Annotated in this window: 17 protein-coding genes; 12 read left to right on the top strand and 5 right to left on the bottom strand. The window is 49.8% G+C overall.

Features of this window, described 5'->3' with window-relative positions:
- Positions 1-584 precede the first annotated feature (584 nt).
- The 5 genes from VE954_RS16675 (at position 585) to VE954_RS16655 (ending at position 8,326) form a co-directional block, all read left to right on the top strand.
- Positions 585-2,774 carry a PA14 domain-containing protein gene (locus tag VE954_RS16675; RefSeq protein WP_324954748.1) on the top strand — a complete coding sequence of 730 codons (2,190 nt, stop codon included), beginning with the start codon at positions 585-587 and terminating at the stop codon, positions 2,772-2,774.
- Between the two features lie 505 nt (positions 2,775-3,279).
- On the top strand, positions 3,280-3,678 hold the full coding sequence (locus VE954_RS16670) for a carbohydrate-binding domain-containing protein (RefSeq protein ID WP_324954746.1): 399 nt from the start codon (positions 3,280-3,282) through the stop codon (positions 3,676-3,678).
- Between the two features lie 370 nt (positions 3,679-4,048).
- Positions 4,049-4,645: a M12 family metallopeptidase gene (locus tag VE954_RS16665; protein WP_324954744.1), complete on the top strand. Its 597-nt coding sequence runs from the start codon at positions 4,049-4,051 to the stop codon at positions 4,643-4,645.
- A gap of 4 nt (positions 4,646-4,649) precedes the next feature.
- Positions 4,650-5,018, top strand: coding sequence for a hypothetical protein (locus VE954_RS16660; RefSeq protein ID WP_324954743.1), 369 nt, complete (start codon positions 4,650-4,652; stop codon positions 5,016-5,018).
- A gap of 527 nt (positions 5,019-5,545) precedes the next feature.
- Complete coding sequence (locus tag VE954_RS16655; protein ID WP_324954741.1) at positions 5,546-8,326, top strand: 7TM-DISM domain-containing protein; 2,781 nt, start codon at positions 5,546-5,548, stop codon at positions 8,324-8,326.
- Between the two features lie 227 nt (positions 8,327-8,553).
- Here the strand turns inward: VE954_RS16655 and VE954_RS16650 are convergent, their stop codons facing one another.
- Positions 8,554-9,060, bottom strand: a complete 507-nt coding sequence (locus VE954_RS16650) for a DUF6130 family protein (RefSeq protein ID WP_324954739.1) — start codon at positions 9,058-9,060, stop codon at positions 8,554-8,556.
- 585 nt (positions 9,061-9,645) lie between these two features.
- On the opposite strand from VE954_RS16650, the gene VE954_RS16645 reads away from it, so the two are divergent.
- Entirely contained in the window at positions 9,646-12,213 is a 2,568-nt protein-coding gene (locus VE954_RS16645; RefSeq protein WP_324954737.1) for a carboxypeptidase-like regulatory domain-containing protein, read from the top strand.
- Positions 12,214-12,281: 68 nt separating this feature from the next.
- Here VE954_RS16645 and VE954_RS16640 read toward each other — a convergent pair whose 3' ends face one another.
- Positions 12,282-13,031 (bottom strand): S1 family peptidase, encoded by a 750-nt coding sequence (locus tag VE954_RS16640; protein ID WP_324954735.1) that lies wholly within the window; start codon positions 13,029-13,031, stop codon positions 12,282-12,284.
- 105 nt (positions 13,032-13,136) lie between these two features.
- Positions 13,137-15,473, bottom strand: coding sequence for a FapA family protein (locus VE954_RS16635; RefSeq protein WP_324954733.1), 2,337 nt, complete (start codon positions 15,471-15,473; stop codon positions 13,137-13,139).
- Between the two features lie 113 nt (positions 15,474-15,586).
- Here VE954_RS16635 and VE954_RS16630 point away from each other — a divergent pair, with 113 nt between their 5' ends.
- From VE954_RS16630 to VE954_RS16615, 4 genes are all read left to right on the top strand, one after another.
- Entirely contained in the window at positions 15,587-16,387 is an 801-nt protein-coding gene (locus tag VE954_RS16630) for a rhomboid family intramembrane serine protease (protein WP_324954731.1), read from the top strand.
- 113 nt (positions 16,388-16,500) lie between these two features.
- Positions 16,501-18,018: a PAS domain-containing sensor histidine kinase gene (locus tag VE954_RS16625; RefSeq protein WP_324954729.1), complete on the top strand. Its 1,518-nt coding sequence runs from the start codon at positions 16,501-16,503 to the stop codon at positions 18,016-18,018.
- Positions 18,015-18,812 (top strand): alpha/beta hydrolase, encoded by a 798-nt coding sequence (locus tag VE954_RS16620; protein WP_324954727.1) that lies wholly within the window; start codon positions 18,015-18,017, stop codon positions 18,810-18,812. The genes VE954_RS16625 and VE954_RS16620 overlap by 4 nt, the downstream gene beginning before the upstream one ends.
- A gap of 369 nt (positions 18,813-19,181) precedes the next feature.
- Complete coding sequence (locus tag VE954_RS16615) at positions 19,182-21,923, top strand: 7TM diverse intracellular signaling domain-containing protein (RefSeq protein ID WP_324954725.1); 2,742 nt, start codon at positions 19,182-19,184, stop codon at positions 21,921-21,923.
- A 35-nt stretch (positions 21,924-21,958) separates the two neighbouring features.
- On the opposite strand, the gene VE954_RS16610 is transcribed toward VE954_RS16615, so the two are convergent.
- Positions 21,959-22,486 (bottom strand): DUF1569 domain-containing protein, encoded by a 528-nt coding sequence (locus tag VE954_RS16610; RefSeq protein ID WP_324954723.1) that lies wholly within the window; start codon positions 22,484-22,486, stop codon positions 21,959-21,961.
- A gap of 237 nt (positions 22,487-22,723) precedes the next feature.
- Between VE954_RS16610 and VE954_RS16605 the strand changes: the two genes are divergently transcribed.
- Together VE954_RS16605 and VE954_RS16600 are read left to right on the top strand one after the other, a co-directional pair.
- Positions 22,724-22,912, top strand: coding sequence for a hypothetical protein (locus tag VE954_RS16605; RefSeq protein WP_324954721.1), 189 nt, complete (start codon positions 22,724-22,726; stop codon positions 22,910-22,912).
- Positions 22,913-23,008: 96 nt separating this feature from the next.
- Positions 23,009-23,608: a hypothetical protein gene (locus tag VE954_RS16600; protein ID WP_324954719.1), complete on the top strand. Its 600-nt coding sequence runs from the start codon at positions 23,009-23,011 to the stop codon at positions 23,606-23,608.
- A gap of 50 nt (positions 23,609-23,658) precedes the next feature.
- Here the strand turns inward: VE954_RS16600 and VE954_RS16595 are convergent.
- On the bottom strand, positions 23,659-24,343 hold a 685-nt coding region (locus VE954_RS16595; protein WP_324954717.1), incomplete at its 5' end, for a transposase.

Genomic DNA, 24,343 nt, shown 5'->3' with positions numbered 1-24,343 from the left:
CAATCCACCTGCCTCGAATTTGACGGCGAGACTATCATTTGTCCACTTCGCGACAATATCCTTGGAAACGTCAGCCTGGTCACTGCTCAACAATGTAACAGCTTTAGGTGTTCCGAGATGATTTTGCTGACAGCCTCGGCAATGGCAATGGTCCTTCAGACCCATAAGAAAAGATGGAGCATGAAACCGATCCACTTTCGAATGCATACGTTCCAGATAGATTTGGGCATCCAACCTCGGAAGAAACCACCGTCAACGTTTTTCAATTTGACCAACGATGGTATTTCCTGAATCGGCAATTAACTTCCATAAGGGAGGTCATAGTCCAAAAAACTTTAGATGAAAGTTTGATCACTAGCATTTTTTCTTTACCACTGTGTGAAAACACATCGCTCACTGTGCAATTGAATGAGTTTGGATACATTAATTTTCAAGTGACATCATCACGAGCAATTCTGTTTGGGCGTCTTCATCATATTTGAATAATAATTCGCTGGTGAGCATGGGATTTTGCGTAAAGACCTTGCTCGAATCTTTCTTCCGGATTAAGAAACATGAATCGAACAATCCCATAGGAGAAAGCAATGCTCAAAAAAGCAACCGCTCTGCTTCTTGCTGCTCTTGCGAGTGGCTGTGGAGATAGAAAAGAGAATGCCAAAGATGAAAGTGTGACCTTGGGTGAGACTCCTCGAGATCAGCCTACCGGTGTTAATGATGACAAAGCGAGCATCGGTGCTTACAGTGACTCTGAAATGGAACAAAAGATCGCATCAGGCCTTGCCATCTGGCGCCAGCAGCGTAAAGACATCAATGGCGTTGATAAAGGGGCATGCGCCAACTGCCATTCATCCGACGGCCTTGAACTGGGCCTATACGATATTAGTGACGAAACCATCCTGCGGCGTGCCCACAACGATGGTGTCAATGACGTCGATGCGCAGGCACTCGTCGAATATTTCGCTGCGTTGCGACAGAAGTATAAGATCACATCCCTCAAGAGTGTTCTTAACGATCGCCCCCTGCAGCCTCAGGGCGAGGTGCTTGCGGGAGCGACCAAAGCGGAGCGGGACCTGGCTTTTGCCGTCACTTCTCTCCGTAGCGTTGCGCCGACTCTGTTCGATACCCAGATAACGACGGTCGATCAGGCTCTCAAAGCCAAGGCTGAGCTGACCGCGAGCAAGCCATTGACTATGAAAATTGGGATACCATTCCCCCGCATTTCGGAAGACTGCTTCCGCGGTGAGGAGCACTGCACAGCCAACGACTGGATTTCCGATCTCCCGCGCCGGCCCAAGCCCGAGATGGAAGCCGAGTGGTTTAAGATCAATGATCGTTACCGGGCTGACCCCACCGATAGCAACCTCCGTGAAGTCCTTAAAGCGGTGGAGTCGATGACGGTTGCCTGGAAGAACCCTGGTGAAACCAATCAGGGCCCTGCAGGAAGCCTCGGCACCACCAAGTTCAAGGCTTTGCAGATCACGCAGCACCTTCTGCGCCGCCAGCAATTGGGATTGTTCGACACTGCGAAACATGAAAATCCCATTCTGGCCCTGGAAGGACCAGGTCAGTCGCAACCCAATGCGGCTTTCTTTGTCGCCGATTTTGCTTTTGACAAGACCAATACTGTGTGGACCCGCGCTGACCAGATGCCTGCCTTTGTCCGGCAAAGTTTCGGCGAAACAGCTGAGCGGCCATTCACCAATGCGGGTGTTCAGGATCAAAAGAATCAGATCGTACAGCCCTGGTGGTACTTCGGCTTTAATGGGGATAGCAGCCTCTCCAGTGGAACCAGAACCGAGTATTTCTTCGGTTCCCTGGGCCGGGAGCCAACTGGTGGTTATCCGCTTCATCGCTTTTATTTGATTGGCAAACGCGCTACGACGGGTTACGACAGAACCAGTGATCCGTCAAAGATGGAAGCGAACAATATCGCCCTGTCTAAAACCGGGTGGAAAGACGTCGGTGATGAGGATCTCCCGAGGCTCTATGCCAGTGTCGAGGCCAGACAGCTTTACCGCAAACTGGAAGTCAACTGGACCGCGATGTGGATGCTCCTGATGAAAGAGCAAATTGAAAAGAGTGGTCTATCCAGCCTCGACAAGAACTTTGATATTAACGTGCATCTGTGTGCACCTAATGGCTTCAACAGTCTGAGGTCGTGGGTGACCAGCGCATCAGCGTTCGATGGCCAGCGGGCGGCGTTTTTGTTTAACCTCTATAACAAGCTCAACGAGCTGGCCGGTTGCGGATTGGAGCCATTGGCCGCGACCTATGCTGCAGGCGAAGGGACAGGTCTGACCATTGATTGGTACAGCGGCACAGGCGATGAATGGAATGGCAAATCAGCTTCTCTCCTGAACAGCAAAAAAGTTGCAACCCGTGTCGAACCTATTGTCTATTTCCCAGGACGTGAGGACGGAAACGGATATTTCTCAGCGTGGGCGAAGTCTGCTGGCATTGATATCAATGGAGCCTTTTCATCCCGCGGAACAGGGACGATTCTCGCACCGGTCACGGGTGACTATTCGTTCCTTTTAAACGATCGAGGCGGAGGTGGGGGTAAAATAATTGTGGCTGGCAAGGAAGTTTACAATCGTTTCCGTTACAACGATAGCAGCCCACTGAAGGTTACCGTTTCCCTACAGGCTGGCCAAACCTATCCCATCATATTTGAGCGTCACGGCTATGCCGCAGGTGGAATCCAAATTGAATGGCAGAGCGTCAATGGCAAGCTGCCTCGTCAGAAGATTCCCACTTCGCAGCTTTATCCATAAAACGTAGATTGAGAGGCCTTGCTCCCGCTCTTGCGCGGAGCAAAGCCTTGACACAACGATTCCTCGTCTCGAAAAACACAGACATGACCTGCTCACTAACTCTGGACTTAAGCTCTCGACCAGATTTTCTGCACGATTCTATCCACTGTGAGTACCGTGAAAAGCTCATGGCGTTCAGATTTTTGAGCCCATCGTTTCGTTCGAGTCATCCACATACCAAATCATTCAGCCCACTCGCTGTAATCTTTGTCTGACGACTGTCGAGTTTTCGCGCATGCCAGCGAGAAATTCCGACTGGATTTATTAAGAAACTTCATCTGCCGAGACTGGTCTGATTTCTGCTGAGTGGCGCTTGCCCGACTACGGGGAAAGTCTCTTCTGTCCTTGAATACCTGATTTCATATGCAGACCGTTGATGTGTGCAGTCGAGAATCATGATGGATAGAAAAAAGGAGAAATAGATTTTTTACTCGGCTATGAACCTGAATATACAGGACGCGCACCTGTGGTCGGCGCCCCCGACGCTGGCGCCTATGAATATGGTTCAAACATAGTCGTCTATGCCGCTGGGCAAGCTGTCGATGGTGTCTATCCTACCATGCGCCTTCTGGTGGATAACGTGCCGGTTGCCACCTGGACTGATGTCAAGGGCGATGCAGCCTCGCGAAAATTTGTGGCCTTCAGCTACAATCATCCGAAAACTGCGGCTATCGGTAGCATCCAGGTTGAATTCGTCAACGACGGCGGTCGAGACGGTGGACGTAATCTTCAGGTGGATATGATCAAGCTCGACGGCAAGTCTTATCAGACGGAAGCCGACAGCACGTACTCCACTTCCTGTACACCAGGATATCAGAGGTCCGAATGGCTCTATTGCAATGGTGCCGTTGCTTTTGAAAAGTGAAAGCCTCGGTGGACTCGGAGGCGGCAAGAACCTTGCCGCTTCCCCAGTCGATTTCTTGTTCTTGAATAGCCTATGCCGCAGTTTCCCTCACGCCTCTCCCCGCTAGCCGTGTCGACCCCAAGCATATTTTGTCCATGAGATGGGCCGGGTTGAAATTTTCCCTTTCACAGAATAGCAGCGCTCAACCTGGAATTCCGTCATGAGCATTAGTTTATTTCACGGTAACCTTTCCCAATCTGCTTCGTGCAACTGACTGGACGGCTAGCCAACTTCCGTGCGATGCAAGGAGCACGTTGTCTCTGGGCCCGCGCCACTTCTGGGCTCAGGAGTAAATGTCTGCCACGATGTTCAGACTAGAGGGAGAAAAAAGATGAAGTCCTATCAGCGATTGGTTTCTGTTGGTTGGCCCCTTTTGGCACTCGGTTGCGGTGCCAGTGAGAGTTCGAAACAGTCAGGTTATGCTTCCAGCAAGGATGATCGTTGGAGATCCAGGAGTATCAGTGTCTGCTTTACTCAAGTTTCCCCTGCCATTGAAACGGCAAAAGATATCATTACTGAAGGCATAAATACCGAGTTCGGTAAAGTTGGTTTAAGCTTTAATGTCAGCCGAGACTGCAGCGAAGGTGCCGCGATAAGTGTACGCTTTGTGAATAGCGGCAGCTCAGCGGTGGATAAGATTGGATCCAGTGCACAAACTGTTTCGCTTGGTGTCGGGCATAGCTGCGCCGATTCAGCCGGCAACCCCGTTAGTTTTCTGACATCAAACTGTCTGCGGAACGTAGCCGTTCACGAATTCGGCCACATCGTTGGTCTTCATCACGAGATGAACCGTCGGGATAATGATCAAAATTGCACTCTGGATCAAACGTCGGGGTTGGGTGAGCCGGGAACAATTCAGCTGGGCGATTATGATTCCTCGTCAATCATGAATTACTGCCACCTTTTTAGGAAAAAATGCTCGCAATGAAGTGATGCCGCTTAGCCAGGGTGATACGAATACCTTGAACACGATCTATAAGAGTGTTGTGGCAACAGTTTCCACAGTACCGGCTGCGCGTGTTTCGAATTTTAACGGCGTTAACTTCAATGTCACTGGAAAGGGCGTAACCGAATATCAAATTAAACTTGGCCGAGCGGAGAGCGTAAATTGTAAATCAGGAGCCGGTTATTCTGACTTCCGACCTGTGTCTCAGGGCGTGACGGGCATGAAACTTGCTGAAGATTTTCTAGCCACGACGTCGCCCGTGTCAGGCGATTATCGGATATGCTTAATTGGGCGGAATGGAAGTGTGACCCAACCCTACGTGAGTTACTCCTCCATTGATCTCACGGTCCGCTGATCCTGTGCTGGATCCTGTGTACGGTAGCTAATGGATGATCGTCGTGACGATCATCCAATTTCTTGTTCCAGAGATTAACGCTGAAGACAGCGCGGATCATTATAAGTCAGCGGAAGTTTTAATCCTTTTGCGGTCAACATTGCTGGTTTCGGGCGCATCGTCAGGGCCCCGGAAAGAATGATTATAAAATAAGCTGAAGTTAAAATCATTGGGAAATTTCAAAATCGCCTCTCACGTGAAAGCCTTTGCAATCAAGGTCTGTTGAAATCGTAGGCATTCTTTCCGGGGCCCTGCTTTCATGCATCTATACGGACTGCCGCTAGCTTTGCTAGCTGACTCTGAAAGCAGCTGGCAGCAGTCTGCATCGAGACTAAAAAGCCAGGCAATTTGTGGTTTTTTTAACTCATCTTGTACACCCATAGCTAAAAGATTTTCGGCAAGGTTCCGAAAGAGACATCGAAAGCTTGAGCCGCTACTACTAGGGGCTCCCCCAGACCGACATGCTGATAGTTGGAGAGTTCCTCAATATGATAAAAATGCTGGTGTCTCTATGGATTCTCATATTTTGTTCAGGCCTGAGCGAAGCGACGGCACTGAATCCTATCCTGCTGGATGCCAGTAAAGAAGATATCGTGATCGGACCCTCGAGTTTTGTTTATGAAGATGCCAGTAAAGAACTCGATTTAGCTGCCGCGCAAAAACTATGGAACGACCACGGCTTTCGTCAAGAAACTGCCAAAGACCCAAATTTTGGATTTACCGGACATGCTTATTGGTATCGATTCTCTGCAAGAAACCAAGCTGATCACCGCGTGGAGTGGTACTTCGGGCTCGAATATCCCTTGATCAAAGACGTCGACCTGTATGTTTCAAATCCAGACGGAACCTACTCCCATCAGGAAACGGGCAACAGCCACGATTTCGGGAAGCGAGATCTGAAAAATCGATTCATGTATCTCAAGGTGCCCTTTGCTGCAGGCGAGCAGAAAGACTTCTATCTGCGTCTGCAAACGAATGGTGCTTCAGAGTTCAGAATGCGCTTCCGCGACTTGGCAGGTATCTACCTGGCCGACCACGATATTCAGTTCTATATGGGTGGCGTCAACCTTCTCATGCTGGTTCTTGCTACCTATTACCTTCTGCTGAGCTTAAATAGTCGAGAGAAAGATGTGCTGTGGATGGGGCTGTTTCTTGCTTCACAATTTTTATTTAGAATGACTGTCAATGGCTTTTCTTTCGAATATATGTTTGCCCATTCACCGGCATTGAATCAGTATGCGGTGGGGCTGACAGTGCCTTTGGTCTTCGGGACTGCTATGGCGAATGCCCACTACTTTTTGCCAATGCATCAATACCGCCGATTGAGCTACGTGACGCGGAGTTTTATAGGCCTTAACTTTTTGTTTGTCTGCCTATCGTTCTTTTTGCCCTATCGATTCATAAAGGTTTACACACTGGTTGGTTTGCTGACGGCCTTTGCCATTATCCTTATCAGCTTTTACAGCAGAACCAAAGGCTTCCGACCGGCACGGTATTTTGTGTACTCTTGGACCCTGGTTCTTATCGGTTCAATCGCCTTTGGTTTGCAAAAGTTAGGCGTTATTCCCGTCAGTTTCTTCACCATTTATGGAGTTGAGATCAGCCTCGTTATTCAAGCTGTGCTGATGTCGCTGGGCGTCAGCGACAAGATCAATGACACGAACAAAAAAATGCAGCGAGCTCAGGAAGACGCTCTGAAGGCACAAGTTGAGACCAACCGCCTGCAGGAAGTGATGAATACCCAGCTCGAGCAGCAAGTTCGCGAGCGAACCGAAGAGCTCTGGAACCAAACCAAAGGTATGACAGTTATCCTGGAAAACTTGAATCAGGGTATTTGTAAGATCGATGGCAGCTATTCCATTCATTCGCAATATTCACCGTTCCTTGAAAAAATCCTTGAGCATGAGGAATTGGGCGATAAATCATTGAGCACGTTGCTGTTCAGTCACGCCGAGATGAACCATGAAACCCATTCCCTGATGGATACTACCGTTGCATCGGCGGTCGGTGAGCCAAGCTTTCAATTCGAAGCCAACAGCCATCTCCTACCTAGGAATATTATCTATAAAACTAAGCATTTGGCGAAGCATCTTGAAATCGATTGGGCTGCTATTGAAGACAAGGAAGGGGCTGTGGATCGCCTTCTGGTCGCCATTCGTGATGTGAGTGAGATGAAGAAAATCGAACAGGAAGCCGAAGAAAAACGCGAAGTGCTGGAGGCTATCGGCAAAATTCTTGACCTATCGGCTTCAAAATTTCGTCGCTTTATCAAATCATCTTCGCTGCTCATCGAAGAGTCACGACAGAAAGTTGACGAGGACCTGTCGGCGGAGTCCTGGCGAGTGTTGCTGCGCAATGTCCACACTATCAAGGGCAATGCCAGGACCTATAAACTCGATGATTTATCCGCCCTGGTGCATGAAGTTGAGAATGATCTCTTTGCAGTCGATGCGAACAAGCTCAAGTCTGAACACCTTAAGCTTTGCTTTGATTCTCTGGCTAAAATTGAAACGAAAATTGGCTTCTATCAGAATATCCATGATGATAAGCTTAAGCGTGGGGCTGTGGCTGAAACCGAGAATCTGATAGTCCAGGCTTCGAAGATGATGAGCGACGTCTGGTCGGGCCTGAACCCAAAGAAGAAACATCAGTACTACCCCATGCTACAGAAATTCGACGCCTTGAATACCAATAGCTTGAAAAAGGCCATTATTCCTCTTATCGATTCCTTGCCAAGTCTCGCCAAACAACTTAACAAATCGGCACCGGAAGTGAAGATTCAGGGGGGTGACTTTTTTGTCGATCCTGATCACCTCAATCTGTTTGAGGATATATTTGTTCACATGTTTCGCAACAGTTTGGATCACGGCTTTATGCTCGGCGATGAAGGACGCATTCGGATCGATATTCGATTTCAACCTGAACAGACTGAAATCGTCTACTTTGACAATGGCCGTGGCTTGAATTTAGCGGTTCTGCGCAAGAAGGCTTTGGAGCGAGGACTTGTGACTGAAGCAGCCAGTGATCACGATGTCGCAGTAACCATCTTCATGGCCGGCGTGTCCAGTGCCAAAACTGTGACCGAAATTTCTGGACGCGGAGTAGGCATGGATGCTGTTCGAGGTTGTATCGAAAGGTTGCGTGGTACGATTGCGGTGCGCCTTTTAGGTGAGGGTTCTTTGCCTCATCACCAGCGCTTTGAATTCGTCATTATACTGCCGCCCCAGGTTCCCATGTTACAGACCTTGGACTTTCAACAAGCGGCCTAAGCAGCTTTTTCAGACTCTGCTTGGATGGACAAAATGCCAGGGCCCCGCTGCCTGATCTTCTTTCTGACCGTCGCTTCGCAGATCTTGGTCGCCCGCGATATCGTGGCGCTCGATGATCAAAGGCCATTAAATAACGGCCGCCAGCAAAGACAGGGCATCCATCTGTACCAGGCGATCTCGACAAATCCTTGGCACAGTCACGGACATCCACTTTTTCTTCCTAACCATCACTGTTTAAGTTGCTTGGGCAAATCAAACGTGACGGTCTTGGACTGCCCGGGAAAGGGCTGGTGATTCGCATCCACCAGGACAACCTTGACCTTGTGCTGTCCTACCGGGAGCCCGGCAATGTCTATGGTGTTGTTGTCGCTCGCTTCAACCCACCAGAAGGGTACGTCATCGACGTGAACATGAAGATGCCCGATGCGCGGCAAAACATTTTTGGCTGCCTCCCCAAACACCGGCAGGATCCGCACGTTTTCAACCCTGTACTGAATCCAAACGAGTCCTTGCTGCAAACCTTCAGGAAGCGGCTGATCCAGGGTGAGTGTGGGAAGAGGCTCATTCACGGCGACATACGGTGATGCCTCCTTGATCTGCTTATCTTCTGCAGAGAACGCTCCCGGGATGACAAGGATGGCGGCAGCGAATGCCGTTATCCCACGAAACATGGAATGTCGATCAAAGACCCCTGTCAAATTTTTTCCGTGCTGGTGTCCATGGTTGTGTTTCATATTTTGTCCTTTCTGGGCATTTTCCTACAACCCAAACAATGTGGGATGATTTCCGCAGAGATCTTCACTTACGCGTCATCTGCCGTATATGAACTCCTGCTGACTCAAACAACAGAATACTCGCACCAGAAAATTCCGGTATACCTAGGAACAATCAGCAGGTTTGACAAATATACAGTGGAGTAGTCTGCAGCAATGCTTTAGCTACGATGGCAGCGATGATCGACCCACAGCACGACGCCGACCAGCAGCGAAACACACAGGTGCTTTTGAGCCAAAGACTTACGTAAAGTCCTACAAGTGTCTTCTCTATGAGTGTCCCGGTTGTTCGAGGCAAATGACCTGCCTGCATAAGGACAATGAGCTGGCGTTTTCCGTTCCTGCCGTCCCTGTAAAAAGTTCCGACAGAGGCTTGACTTTTTGAGGAGAAATAATCGGAGGTCTTTTGCCCCTGAACCACATTTTTAGGAAAACCAGCTGGATTCGTGACACGAACTCGTTCTTACCCGGCAGGATATTTGACCTCGGCTTTCCCCGGTTCATCTCTTATAATGAACTCGTCAAAAAAACAGACGAGGTCACCTTATGCGGTCCATGCCAGGCACGTTCCTCTGCCTTTTGCTGCTCATGAGCTGTGGTGGCAACACCACCCAGCGCAACACCATCGTCAACAGCGCCGATGCCACACAAAAAGGTATCATAGTCGGTCAGCTTCAGATCGATGACGGGGCTCCCGCCACGACCGTGGCCGGGGCAACGGTCACCGTCCAGGATCATCCGGAATTGGTGACCAAGACCAAAAGCGATGGCAGTTTTCAGATTGAAAGCGCTCCGGCTGGAACCTTGAACGTGCTTGTGACCTCGGCGAGCGGCACCGGCCTTGCGGCTGCCGAATACGGCGTGAAGATTGATGAGATCAAAGTCAAACCGCTGGAAACAACCGATCTTGGCGAACAGAAACTTAAGAAAACCGGGCGGCTCACGGGCCTTATTACCTTTTTCGATAACCCCAATAACCTGGAACTGGCTGGCTCCGATGTTTATGTGCCCGGCACTGATTTCATTGCCAAGACGGATAGTCAGGGCAGCTTTTTATTGGAAGGCCTGCCTGAAGGCACGTACACTCTGAAAATGCAGCATACCGGTTTTGCCACCACCACGCTCGAAGTCATTACCGTCACCTCAAATCAACTGACAGACCTTGGCAGCGTGCCCCTGTCCTTGGCGCTGGGGCCCGAGGGCGGTATCAGTTTGCAGCATGATCTCACCACGGCGATAGGCGGCAAGGATCGGAAGATCAGAACATCGCGAACGGTCGAAGTGAGCCTCAACTATGATGGGGACGCGGCTCTGATGAAGGTATCGGCCGATCCGACCTTTCTGAATACGACGTGGAAGCCCGTCGAAAAAAAGATTTCATGGACCTTTGACTCCGATGGCGAAAAAAATCTTTATGTGACGTTTGCGGATTTGAATGGTCTCGAAAGCTCTCCCTTCTCTGACACCGTGATTGTCGACACCGAAGTACCACTGATCTCGGAAGTCAAAATCATGGAAGGCTGGGCTCAGACAGCCACCTCCGCGGTTTATTTGGATGTGACGGGAACCGATACGGGGGCCGGCATTCAACAGATCATGCTCAGTAATGATGCGAATTTTACCGGAGCGAGCTGGCAAAGCTTCAGCAGTCGCACAAGTTGGGCCGTCAGCAGCGGCAACGGTTCAAAAACAGTGTATGCAAAAATCAAGGACTATGCTGGTTACGAATCCACAGTCTCGTCCGATGCGATTAACAAGGGCGCTTACACCCTGATTCACAATACAACCTATGCAAGCAAGGTCACTCTTTACAAAGAGCAATCACCTTATCTGATCACGGATGACATCACCTTCAGCAGTGACGTGGAAATCAGGAGTGGCGTCAGCCTCTATATTGAGGCTGACAAAACAGTCACTGTAAAGGGTGTGTTTACGTCCAAGGGAACGTCCACAGAGGAGGTGCTGATCAGTCGCAAGGATCCTGTCGCCAGCTCATGCAACACCTTTGGGATCACGAGCTTTACCATGGATCTCAGCAAAACCCTCCCAGGCGTCAGTACCTCAAACGTAATCCAGTACACGCGCTTTCAATTGGCGGGCTATCTCAATTTCAACGGAGGGACCGTCACCAACAATACTTTTGATAGTAGCCTTTGCACCACCGAAGGCATTGGATCCATCGCCAAGTATGGTCTGGATAATCTGGTGGTCAGCAACAATACTTTCACCGAATGGAAAACCGCACTGGCGGTGCAGACCGGGATTGGCAACACGACCTTTTCCAACAATTCCGGCTCCATCATGGCTGGATTTTATCAGTATGGTGAAGCCACCGGTACCATTATTAAGAACAATACGATTCAATGGACAGGTACGTCCCACGCGATCTATGCGCCAGGGTCGGGAACCTTTGCCTTGGAAAACAACAGCTATACGGGAACGCCTTATTACGGCTGGTATATCTATACAACTGGCAACTACACCATCAACAATGTCGACTTTACCAATGCTCTAACACCCTTTAAGATCGGCAGTTCAGGTTCGGTCACGATCAACGGTGGGACAATCACCAGCTGCACCACCCTTTTCAGTGTTGAAAACAACCCTCAAATCACGGCCACCAACCTCACTGTCAGCGGTTGCAGCCGCATTATCGACCAAAACTACAGCACAGGCCAGACTACGATCAGTTCAAGCAACCTGACCGTCAGCAATCAACTGGTTAATGTGTCAGCGAGCGCCTCGCCCACAACAACATTCAGCAACAATACAATAACGTGCAGCACGGGCAGCGGGAAGTGTGATCTGTATTACAAGCTACCCATGGACGGGGACACGGATACGCTGACCATGACCAACAACACGATCAACTGTGCTCTGGCCAACAATTGCCGAGGCTTTACCTTCAACAAAGGCTATTCCCAGGATCGTGCCCAGAACTTTAACCTCACGCTGTCCGGCAATACCTTTGTCGGCAAAGCTCTAAACAGCAATTTAAGTGCCAATAAATTTGAGTCCACGAACGATACGCAGAACGATACTGAGGTCAAGATCTTCCTCTTCTCATCGGACGGTGGATCCGATATCACGCTGGGTGGAACAATCTCGCAGTAAACGAAGTTCTGATGCAGGGCTGCGCACCTTGAAAAGGGGCGCAGCCCTTTTTCCTGCTTGCCAACGGATTACAGCGGCAAGCCAGCCGTGATCCGAATCCATTCCAGGTAAGCATCGACCCGTGCAGCGTAGGCTTCGATCCGGCAGGTTTTGGCCGCAGCGCCTTCGGTGCTTCCCGAAACAATACCGATCAACTCCAGTCCACCTGACCTCGTGGCAAACACAGGACCACCGGAATCACCACGACAGACTTGGCTGGTGGTTGCATCAGTGGGTTTGGGAAAGAAAAGTTTCTTCGCGTCCACCGTTCCCACTTTGTTCGTTCCCATGCGTTTGGTGCCATCAAACGTATCCTTGGCCAAAGAATCCGTATAACCATAGCCCACAAAAAGCACGGGCTCGCCCTTAATCGGTGCGGATGCGGCGAGTTTCATGCTGGGCAGACCCGGTTTTTCAGCCAATTTCAAGAGCGCAAAATCGCTCGTCACACGACCAAACCAATCCGAGTACTGCGGATGAACGATGACTTCGCTTACCTGCGTGCGAATGGCCCCTTGATTGAAATCGATAAAGAGTGAAGCTGGCGTTTCACTTTTGCCCTCAAAACAATGGCCTGCCGACAGCGCGAGCTGCGGTGCAATAAGTGTGGCGGAACACCAAAGTTTGCCGTCACGAATCAAAAGGCCGACGGATTCATGATCCTTGGTGATCGTGCCCTGATAGATGGACGTCGAGGCATCCGGGCTGGGAAGCGAGCCGCAACCTAAAGACAGGCTGCAGACGAACAGACAGGGGGCAAGGTGTCGTGCAAAAGGCATGACGTGACTCCGGGATGGAATGTCTGATTGTGTGAAATACGGCCCCACCTTAACCAGAATGCCCGGCAAGATCCAGCAGGATGTTGGTGTTTCGAAAAACTGAATTCAGGATGCATCACCCAAACGCGCCTCAGGCCATGCCTTTTGAAACTCATTCCAAATGTTGATGTCATGGATCTGCGAGCCGCGATAAGATGCGGCTGACACCAAAACGCCCTGCAGGTTTTGACTCGACTTAATCTTTTTGCCAACGGCATGGATCTCGACACTGCGATCCAAAATACCGCGGACGACCAGGGTCGCATTCTGATTCCATTGCATCTGTTTTTCCAGGAGATCACGGCGGCGTTCGATGTGTTGCAGTATCCTTTCCGCTTTTTGCAGACGGCTTTGCAGAGCCTGCCGCTGCGCATCAATCTCAGCGGCCTTGCGACCTTGACCACTGGGCAGATCCTTGAGCTGCCGCGTCAGGACCTGTCCATATTCCTGCACAGCTTGCGCGCGTCGGGTCATGCGCTGCCAGCGAATTTCGCTGATATAGTGGGTTCCAATGCGGCAAACGGTGATTTGGCCTTGAGCCAAACCGAGATGCCGCACAGCAATAGCCTGCCAGCAGCTGACGTGCCCGCCGCTGATAAGGCCACGAACAGGATCGCGCACCACCAGAGGACCCCCGCAGATGACTTCACTATTGAGGATGGATTTTTGAACGATCAACGAACCTTTCACATGCAGTCGCGAATTTTCCACAAACTGCGCCTGGCAGGATCCGCCCACAACAACCAAACCCTCTCTCGAGGTTATAAGGCCGCCCATGACTTCAAGGTCGCCTCCAACCTTAACGATCGCATGGCCGATCACGCCCTCCACCAGCAGGGTCCCCTTGACTTCCACGGTGGCTCCGGCTTCGATATCCCCCTTCACCACCACGGCACCATCAAAGGCGAGGTTTCCTGAACTCAGATTCACCGAACCTTGATGCACATAAGTTTGCACAATCTGCAGAGTGTGCCCATCCCACTCAATCAATCCATCACGCGTGGCCACAAATGAGCCCGGTCCCTGCATCTGCACGGATTCGCCGGCACTGATCCGGGCCTCCAACGCCGAACCTACCGCATGAATATCCTCCCCGAACACATTGCGCCCGGGAATACCATCATCGTACCGGACTTCCGCAATCATCTGCCCCGCCCGAGCCAGACGCGTGTTCTGCCGATCCCTCACGTGGTCGGTCTGCCCTTCGCGTAAGACAGGGGCATCCCGATAGCATTCATGCAAATAGGGTTTCAGTCCAGGCTTGGCGGGTTGTCCTTCGGCCACGCACATGCCAATTGGATTTTTGCCGGTTTGCAGGGCCTCAACCACGATGTCGAGGTAGTTTTCATAACCGAAAACAATCGCCTGCTTGTGACATTCATGCAGCAGCCAGTCAGCATTGATTTGATCCTTCACCTTTTCCAAGGCCTTGGGATGAATCTGCTTGACCACGGCCTTCATCCGCGACTCATCCACACCCAGCTCGATGTAGTCACTCTTTTGCCGGCGCATCAAAGCTCCCACGCGCATTTTCCAACGCGGGAGTTCCTCGCCACCTGCGTCCTTGACCGACGGCTTATCCTCATGAACGTCTCCGGTATCAAGTCGATACTGGCTGTCATAGGCAATCAGCAGACTGTACGGGAGTGCAAAGCCAAGAGATTGAACCTTGTTATTCAAAGAGCGAAGTTTTTCCAACGTATGATCTTTGAGCCAGGTCAAGGAACTGGTATCGGCCTTCAAGGAATTGAAGGCATGCTGATAGATTTTATCGCATTTGGACACGTCCTGGAGCAGCCGCGCGTCGAAGATATGCAGCGACACAAAATGATGCAGCGGGTCCAGCTCCACCAGGAGTTTCTGCTTGGGATACATCTCGGCATGCGGTGCCGCTTTCAGGGGCCAAAATTCAATCTGCTGGCCGGCCTTCATGAGGAGATAAGCAAAACGCAGCTGGGCTCCATCCACTTTCTCATGGATGCCGAGTTCCTGAAGCTGGCGTACGATATGGAAAACAAAGGCACTGAAGAAGAGACTTTTCGCCCGGCGCTCGGAAAATCGACAGCTAAGCAGCGCCAGCTGGGATGGATCGCGTGACTTTTGCACCAGCAATTCGCTATAGGCCCGCGCCCCCTGCGCTAACGTAAAGCGAACTTCCTTACCTTGCGGCAGTTGATCGGCATGGGTACGCACATGCTGCCAAAGGGCCTGAAACTTTTTATCGAAGACCTCAAAATATTCAATATGCCCCTCTTCCAGCTCCTCTTCGAGCTTCTCCCGAGCCTTATCCAGGGCATCGGTCGGTGGGCGGCGCGCTTTCAGACACTCTCCGACCTGAAACTGCGCCCGGGCCCGTTTGAGGCGAACATTGTAAGTCACCGATACTTTTGGATTGAAGAACATAAGGTCCCCCGGCGATGGTGCCTTCCTATCATAACAAGAGGGACCCGGGTTTGACAAAATTCCAAGTGGTCTTACATTGAGAAAGCAGCCGATTTCTTAGAAAGGATCTGACCATGGCACTCCCTGAATCTGAACTCCCCCAATGGCCTCGCCCCCGCCCTGCCCCTGCCCTGCGGCCGCGCATTCTGCATCCTGATTTTGGTGAAGAACGTGAGGACGATAAGATCCAGCAACCGGACTTGCGCCAGCATCCCCTGGGTCAAAGACCTCAGGCCACGAGTTTAAGACCGGCTTTGCTACTCCTCGTGCTCTTTTCCATCGGATCCTACTGGTCCTGGATGCATCCTGATGTCAACCATCTCGCCGCCACCCAACGTGCCGTTTTTGAAGAAGGTCAGATATGGCGTCTCATGAGCACGCTGTGGGTTCACGCCGACATCGCTCATCTTTTAGCCAACAGCGGACTCTTTCTTATTTTCGGACTTTTTCTGCGCAATTATTTTGGTCTGTGGGCTTTTCCAGGTCTTTCTGTGCTGGGTGGAATGCTTACAGGTGCACTGGCCTTGCTCACCTATGGCCCCGAGACCCGCTTGATTGGGGCCTCTGGCATGGTTTATTTCATGGCAGCCCTGTGGCTTTTTCTCTTTCTTCGCCACGCGGATTACCTCAGCTGGACCCATCGCGTCATGCGCGCTATTGCATTTTCTCTGGTCGTCCTGGTCCCGACGCAGTTCGAACCCCAGGTCAGTTATCGTACCCACGCCATAGGTTTTGCTCTTGGCTTGTTTTTTGGTTGGCTCAGTGCGCCTTGGATGAAACCTGTCACAGCGCCTCCGTCGTACGCCTCCATTCATCACGAGGACGTCGAATATCAGCTCTCGCCGACCGATGTGGAAGAAGATCTTTTGCCTTAAAGGGATCATGGGGAATATCATTCAAGACGCAATGTAAACAGTGATACGAGAGTATTCGTCTATGAAATCTTATGGTACAAGGCTTCGACTGCTGTTTCCTAACGGACGGGAATATGAGCGCGAAGCTGGCGAATTATCTGCAAAAAGACGAGTTTGAACGCATCCGCGAACTGCAGTATGCCGTGGATCAGTTCGCTCTGATTGGCCTGATCCAGCCTCATGGCGCCCTCGCCCATGCCAATGAAAAATTCCTTCGGGTCTCTGGTTTTGCCCACGAAGAAATCTGCAAACAGCCCTTTCATAATTTATTGTGCGATGAGTCGCGGAAGTTATTTGTCGAGCACGTCATGCCCATCCTGAGTCGTGGCATCACGTGGAAGGGCGAGCTCTGTCACGTCGCCCGCAATCATATGCACTTTTGGACAGAAGCCACTATCGTGCCAATTCTGAATGCAGATCACAGCCTGAGACACTATCACTTCATCGCCTTCGAAGTGACCGAACGCAAGGCTGTGGAACAATCGCTGACCAATAATTCCATCTTCTTTACCAAACTGATGGAATTGGCACCGATTGGATTCTTTCTGGCCGATATTGACGGCCGCTGTACCTACATTAACAAAATATGGAGTGAGACGAGCGGGTGCCGTCTGCGTCAGGCCCTTGGTGTCGGCTGGTTGCAGGCTGTATTTCGCGACGACCGCCCGATGGTGGAGGAAGCGTGGAATCAATTCATCCAAAACGATCGGGCCTTCAACTGCGAGTATCGCTATCAGCATGGGTCGGACCGCATCGTGTGGGTGGTCGCCACGGCAGAACGCGTGGATTTCGCCCTGAATACGCGGACTCGCTTTATCCGCGTGGAAAAGGATCTCACCGAGCGCAGGGAAAACGAGCAGCTGATCAATGAACAGCGCGCTCAAATCGTAGCAGCTTCCAAAATGTCAGCACTTGGTGAAATGGCCGGCGGCATTGCGCACGAAATCAACAATCCCCTGGCCATACTTCAGCTCAGGGCCCGGCAGATCATCCAGCTGGTGCGGCCCGATATGCCATCCATCGAGCGGCTGATTCAGGCGGCGGAGAATATCCGGCAAACCACGGATCGTATCGCCGCCATTGTTCGGTCCCTGCGGGCCATTGCCCGTGAGGGTCACGGGGACCCGTTCCTGCGCACCCCGATTCGAGCGCTCGTGGATGACACACTGGAACTTTGTGCGGCTCGCTTTAAATCTCACGATATCATGCTTAGGATCACCCCTTTCTCGCCTCACCTTGAGGTCTCGTGCCGATCTGTTGAACTGCTCCAGCTGCTGCTGAACCTTTTGAATAATGCCTTCTATGCTGTGGAGCATCTCCAGGAGAGGTGGGTTGAAGTGGGCGTGCACGATCGCGGTGACGACGTGGAAATATGGATCACTGATAGCGGAGCGGGCATACCTCCCGAACTGCAGGACAAGATTTTTCAGCCCTTCTATACGACCAAACCCATCGGCAATGGAACCGGTCTAGGACTCAGTATTTCAAGGGCCGTCGCTCTGGATCATCACGGTGATCTTTGGCTCGACCGCGAGTGCCCCCACACCCGATTTGTTTTGAAAATCCCCAAGCACCCGGTGGAGTCTGCATGAATATCATCGATCGCAATAATGTTACCGTTCGCGGCCAGGGCAGTCAGCCCATCCTGTTTTCGCATGGCTATGGCTGTGATCAGACGATCTGGCGATTGGTCACGCCGGCCTTCGAACAGGATTATGAAGTCATTCTGTTCGATCACGTCGGCGCTGGGAAGTCGGATACATCGAAATACAATCGAAGCAAATACAGCACGCTGCAAGGTTATGCCGATGACGTGATTGAAATTGGCGAAAGACTGGAAATCACCGACGGGATATTCGTCGGACATTCCGTCAGCTCGATCATCGGAATTCTGGCTGCCATCAAAAAGCCCCGGCTTTTTTCCAAGCTCATTCTGGTCGGTCCGTCGCCCTGTTATTTCAACGAGAACGATTACATCGGTGGCTTCACATATGAAGCCATCAGCGACATGCTGCGCCTTGTGGAAAGCAACTATGAAACCTGGGCCAAATCCATGGCACCACTCATCATGGGCAACCCCGATCATCCTGAACTTGCGGAAGAGCTGATCGAAAATTTTTGCAGCACGAAACCCGAGATTGCCAAACACTTGGCTCACGTGACATTTCTTTCGGACAACCGATCGGATATGCCCCAACTTCAAGTGCCCTCGCTGATTTTACAATGTTCGAAGGACGTCATCGCTCCTGAAACAGTGGGGCGTTATTTGCACAAGGTCCTGAAGGAATCCGAGCTCCATATCATGCAAGCGACCGGTCATTGTCCGCACCTCAGCGCTCCTCACGAAACCATCGAGGCTATCCACCACTACTTAAAGCAGGCATGAGCCTTACTGCGGGTAGGGCTTGAAGCCGTTGCGGCCCGCCGCCATGCCTCGAATATGACCCCCGTTTCCGGATGTTTCATTAACTTGCGATTCGCTCCGGGGTTTTGACCAGATCGTACTATCATTGTGTCGAACTGCTGCTTCGCCAAAGGACTCGTTTAAACTATCCAAGCTTTGGGGCAAAAGTGAATTTTAATGCAATGTACCAAAAGATAATTATCGATTGGGTTGTCTTCTATTTAACCCCACCAATTAAACCAAAGATGTGACGTGTCGATAAAGGAATCTGCGGAAATCAATCACAAACTTCATGGCGGATACATGTTTAACCTAGGGTCCCTCTTAAGGCTTTTTCTCCTAGGTGTCGCCTTGCAAACCTTGTCATCTCCGGCGTCAGCGGAAACAATAATTATCAAGGATCAAAACAGCGAATATAGCCTCAGCAGACTGAAGATGTTTGCCTTTCCAGGCAGCGAAAACCAGAAAGTAACCATAGATAACTTTATTTCAGTGGAAGGTGGTACCCACGTCTCTCTTGAGAAATTTCCGCAAGATCAAAGCAACAGAACCTTATGGACTGAATTCAATATTGCAAATGAGTCTGATGAAAAAAGCTTTACTATTGAACTCGATAATCCACATTTTAGACATATGAATGTTTGGGTCATACAAGATGGAAGCATTCGGCATCATCATCTAGGTGAAATGGACGACGGCAGCTATGAAAAACCCCTGACGCACATTCGACCCGTCCTGCCCATCTCAATCGAGAAATCCAGGCAGGCAAAAATCATCGTATATGTGGAAACTTACACGGACATCGTTTTTACCATGAAGCTCAAATCAGAAAAGAAATTTTCTGAGGATTATTGGCTTGAAGCAACCATACTAGCCATGTATTTTGGTGCAGTGTTCATCATCTGCATTTACAACGCTTTCGTATACTTTTCCACAAGAAACAACCACTATCTTTTGTACGTTGCTTATTCATCGACCGCAGGCATATTTTTCTTTTGGCTGGAAGGATATTTCTACAGATTTTTCGCAACCATTAATACTGATTTTGTGTTGAATTTAGGTCCTGCCCTCTATGCCGTCGCAATTTATTTTTTGGGTCAGTTCTCACGAAAATTTTTGCGATTGAAAGAAACCCCAAGAATTGATCGCATTGTGAAATGGCTCACATATACATTTCTGTTTCTGTCCGTTTGCGCATTTGCTACCTATGATGCAGTAAGAATCAGTAGGCTGGTCATGGCTTTCATGTTTCCACTCCTCATTTTTGCTGCCATTTACAGAGTATGGAATGGCGCTAAAGACGCCAGATACTATTTGCTTGCCTTCATGTTTTTTCTAGTTGGATCTGTCATACAGCTGCTAAGGAATTATGGGCTTTTCATTGGCTCTGAATACGACGAGATGTTGCGTTATTCAATGCATGTCGGCACCCTTTCAGAGATCAGTTTATTTTCGTTCGCCCTGGCCAGCAAGATAAAAATACTTCAGGACCAGAAGGAAGTTCTTTTTGACAAGATAAAATCGATGAATGAAAATCTGGAGAAAGAGGTTGGCAGAAAAACCAAAGAGGTCCGATCGCTGCTGGATAGCATTCACCAGGGAATTATCAAAATCAGCGAAGGCTCTATTATTTGCAACGAACATTCCAAAGAAGCCACCACCATTATCGGCGAAGACAAGATTTCAGGCAGAAACTTTGAAGAACTTTATCTTGAAAAATTTGATCTAGGCTACGATGATAAAGCAAAAATCAGGTCTTGCCTGGAAGCAGCGTTGGGCGAGTCGGAATTCAATTTTGAAGTCAATCAAGACCACTTGCCCCGGGAGGTGAAGTATCATACGAGCGAAAAAAGCAGTATATGGCTTGCACTTGATTGGGGCTATGAACTCAATGACGACAAAACAGTTGATAGCATTGTGTTGTCTTATAGGGACGTTACGGAGCTTATCAAATTAAGACATATGAGTCAGAAGGCAGAACGAGAGAATAACATTATCCTGGATATCATTGCACATAGCAAAGAAGACTTTTTTAGATTCATGAATAAAGCAGAAAGTTTCATTGCAGAAAACATCAAGCTTATCAAGAATTCTCAGGTATACAGTGAAGCTTCAATAAAAGTTATGTTTATCAATATCCATACGCTCAAGGGGCACGCCAGGTATCTGGGATTGTCACTTATAAAAGATGGGACGCACCTTATCGAGCAAGAATACTCCAACCTCATTAACGATAGATCCGCTTGGAACCAAAGAAAACTTCTGGGCGACATGGAAAATATCGCCGGCATTATTACTGAATACAAATCGATCGCAGAAAACAAGCTTTCATGGAAGAACGAAACCAGTCCAGAAACATGTTGCTTCGATAGGGGAACGGTAAAAGACCTCATCCACGGAACCAACAGAATTCTCCAGAAATCAAAGGATGAAGTCTACGAAATCGGACTTAAATTATATGAGACTTTAACATCACGATACTATCACAGCCTTGAGCTATGCCTGAAAGAATCGCTTCTCGACATCGAAAGACTTGCTAAAGACTTGAACAAGCCCCATCCTCAATTGCACTTAAGTGGCGTCGAGTTCCGGATAACTCCAGAAGGTGAAAACATTCTGCATGATGTCATGGTGCATATCCTAAGAAACATTATGGATCATGGCATAGAAAGCCCAGACATAAGGCGAGCAAAAGGCAAAGATGAAATAGGCAATATCCATGTATCAGCGTGCATTCGCGGCACTGATCTTATTATTGAAATCTATGATGATGGACAAGGCATTGCCATAGACCGTGTGATTAAAAAAGCAATAGCATTTGGCTTGATCAAGAACGGATTCAACATTTCGGACGTGGAAGCGGCCAAGCTTATTTTTCATGAAGGCATATCGACAGCAAGCTCGGTGACAGAGATCTCCGGTAGAGGGGTCGGAATGGGCGCTGTTAAGAAATTCCTGGAGACTAATAAAGGGGGATTTGACCTTGTTCTTCAAAAACCCTATAGCCATAATGGAGAAAAGTTCATTCCGATCAGACTGCAGATCAAGCTCAATAAAACTTATATTGAAGAATCTGTGGGATTTGTCGCTTGAGAGACGGGCTAGTAGCGAAAACCGGCCTTTTTAGGCTAAGCTTGTTTCCACTTCAGGAGTTCCAGATGATTGAGAAAATGCATCACCTGCACCCGCTCCATATCCTGATGGCTTAAAGGCCCGAAAAAGAAATGAGGTTTCACCTCGCCAGCCGCTTGCAAGGTTCGAAAGGATACCTCCAAACGGGCCAATGCTTTCTGCACATCACCTTCGGCTTCCGCAGCCGGCATGCCAGGAATCGGCGCCGTGCGATCATGCTTCATGGTATCCATGATCGAAAAAGCATGGAAAGCGGCCTGGCCTATGGAACGCTGAAACCAGCTGGCCTTCATTTCCGGATAACCGACGAGGGCGCAGTCCACGCTCTGCACGCAATGCATAATGATCTGATAAGGCGTTTGAGTCCCCACGCTGCGCAGATGAGGGCTTGCTTTAAGTTTGTCGATCAGGTTCAAGGCATGGGCCGTGCTCAGGTCCTGCGCTGTGCAAGCGGTCATCACCGGCGCCAGACAAAGGGCACTGGCGCCTGCCAAGCTGTTCTTGAGAAACTCTCTGCGCTTCATGCATCCTCCTCTTGTATTCCTGATTTCTTATCGGAAAAAACAGACTTTTCATTAAGAAATAAATGACTCTACACGAAATCCCATCGCACTTCTCTTCTAATACGAAAAAGTAGCAAGAAAACAAAGTCGACAAACAAGCTACAAAAATTTAGCAATCGTAAATTGTTTTGACCAGCCAATCAAAAGACTCTGTCGTTGCATAAGCAGGTCTATTTTTAAATTCGTTAGGAGAAGAAGATGCTAACAGGATATTGCAAGCTATTGTTTACGTGCCTTCCGCTCATGGCTTCCCCGGCCTTTGGTGATTTTCTCCCACCCAATGATTTGCATCTCGAAGACAATTTACTGCGCGATGCGAATGTAACGGAAGAAGACTTCAATAATGTCATCGACCAGGTGGAAGCCATCTATGCCCCAATTATCTAGGAAGTCCACGGGGGGAAGCTTAAGATTGCGCGACTCTGGACCAACAACACCGTCAACGCCAGTGCCATGCAGTTTTTCGGGACTTGGAGCGTGAACATGTACGGTGGCCTTGCCCGCCGACCCGAGGTCACGCTGGATGCGTTCACCCTCGTCCTTTGCCATGAACTCGGACATCACGTCGCCGGATATCCATTTGCCAGTGCCTGGGCCTCGAACGAAGGGCAGTCGGATTATTTTGCGACCCAAAGCTGCGGCAAAGTCCTTTGGGGCAGCCAACGTTCGAAAAATGCCGAAGCCCGTGCCCTCATCCCTGCTTTGCCCAAAGCTCAATGCGATCGATCCTGGAACGACACGGACGATCAAAATCTTTGCTATCGTCTGATGCTGGCCAGCAAATCCCTGGCGGACCTGGCTGGATCGAAAGGATCCAGCAAAGTGGATTGGGCGACGCCTGACAGTTCCATCGTGAGCAAAATGTACAACGGTCACCCGGATGGCCAATGCCGCTTGGATACGATGATGGCGGGTTCGCTGTGCTCCGCGGACTTTGACAGCAATTTAATTCCCGGCAAAGACCTCGGCAGCAAACGCAATAGCGCAGAAGCCGAAATGATTTCAGCGAAGCACACCTGCACGCGTTATATGAAGTATGAATTGGGCAATCGCCCCGGCTGTTGGTTTAAATCGGCTTTGTGACATCCTCTCCCTCCAAGCGGAGTACCGCTATGGAGGGAGCTTCCCTTGCTTCAGGCAATATGCCCAAGGCTCAGCGTCTCATGTCCGAGACGGAGAATGTTTCTTGCAGCGTTGACATCGCGATCGTGAACCGCTCCGCAAGTGCATGACCACTCTCTTATACCAAGGCCACTGAGTCCACTCGGACCTGTCTTTAAAAGACAGACCGAGCAAGTGACCGTGGAATTTCGCTCATTGATTTCGAGCATTCTTCCTCCCCGCCTCAGGGACTTGTATGAGAGGAAGGTTTTTATCTGATGCCAGCCGGCATCGTAGACGCCTTTGGCCATTCGGGTTCTGGCAAACTTTCCAGACGAAGCATTGCCAAAAAATATCGTCTGATATTGCTTCGACAGCTCAAAGGATTTTTTGTGATTCCAATCCTGCCTCGAGTTTTTTATTCTCGCGTTGATTTTTTTGGCATGACGCTTCTTTCGATGCCTTTGCGCTTTCGCAAGCTGCTGGGCATATCGCTGGGTAATGTTTTTCCGGCTATAGGACGTGCCATCAGATGTCGTCAGGATGGTTTTCATCCCCGGATCGATGCCAGCCTCTGAACCAAAGGGCGCAGGTTCCTGAAACCAGTTCTCATCAGGAATTTCACAGGTAATATTAACATACCATCGACCGCGCGAATCTTCGGAAAATGATCCTGTTTTGATCTGAAAGCCTTGCGGTATCTTTCTGTGTTCCCAA

It is taken from the genome of Oligoflexus sp., from assembly GCF_035638955.1.
Taxonomy (GTDB): Bacteria; Bdellovibrionota_B; Oligoflexia; order Oligoflexales; family Oligoflexaceae; genus Oligoflexus.
This window is presented reverse-complemented; position numbering and strand designations above follow the sequence as displayed.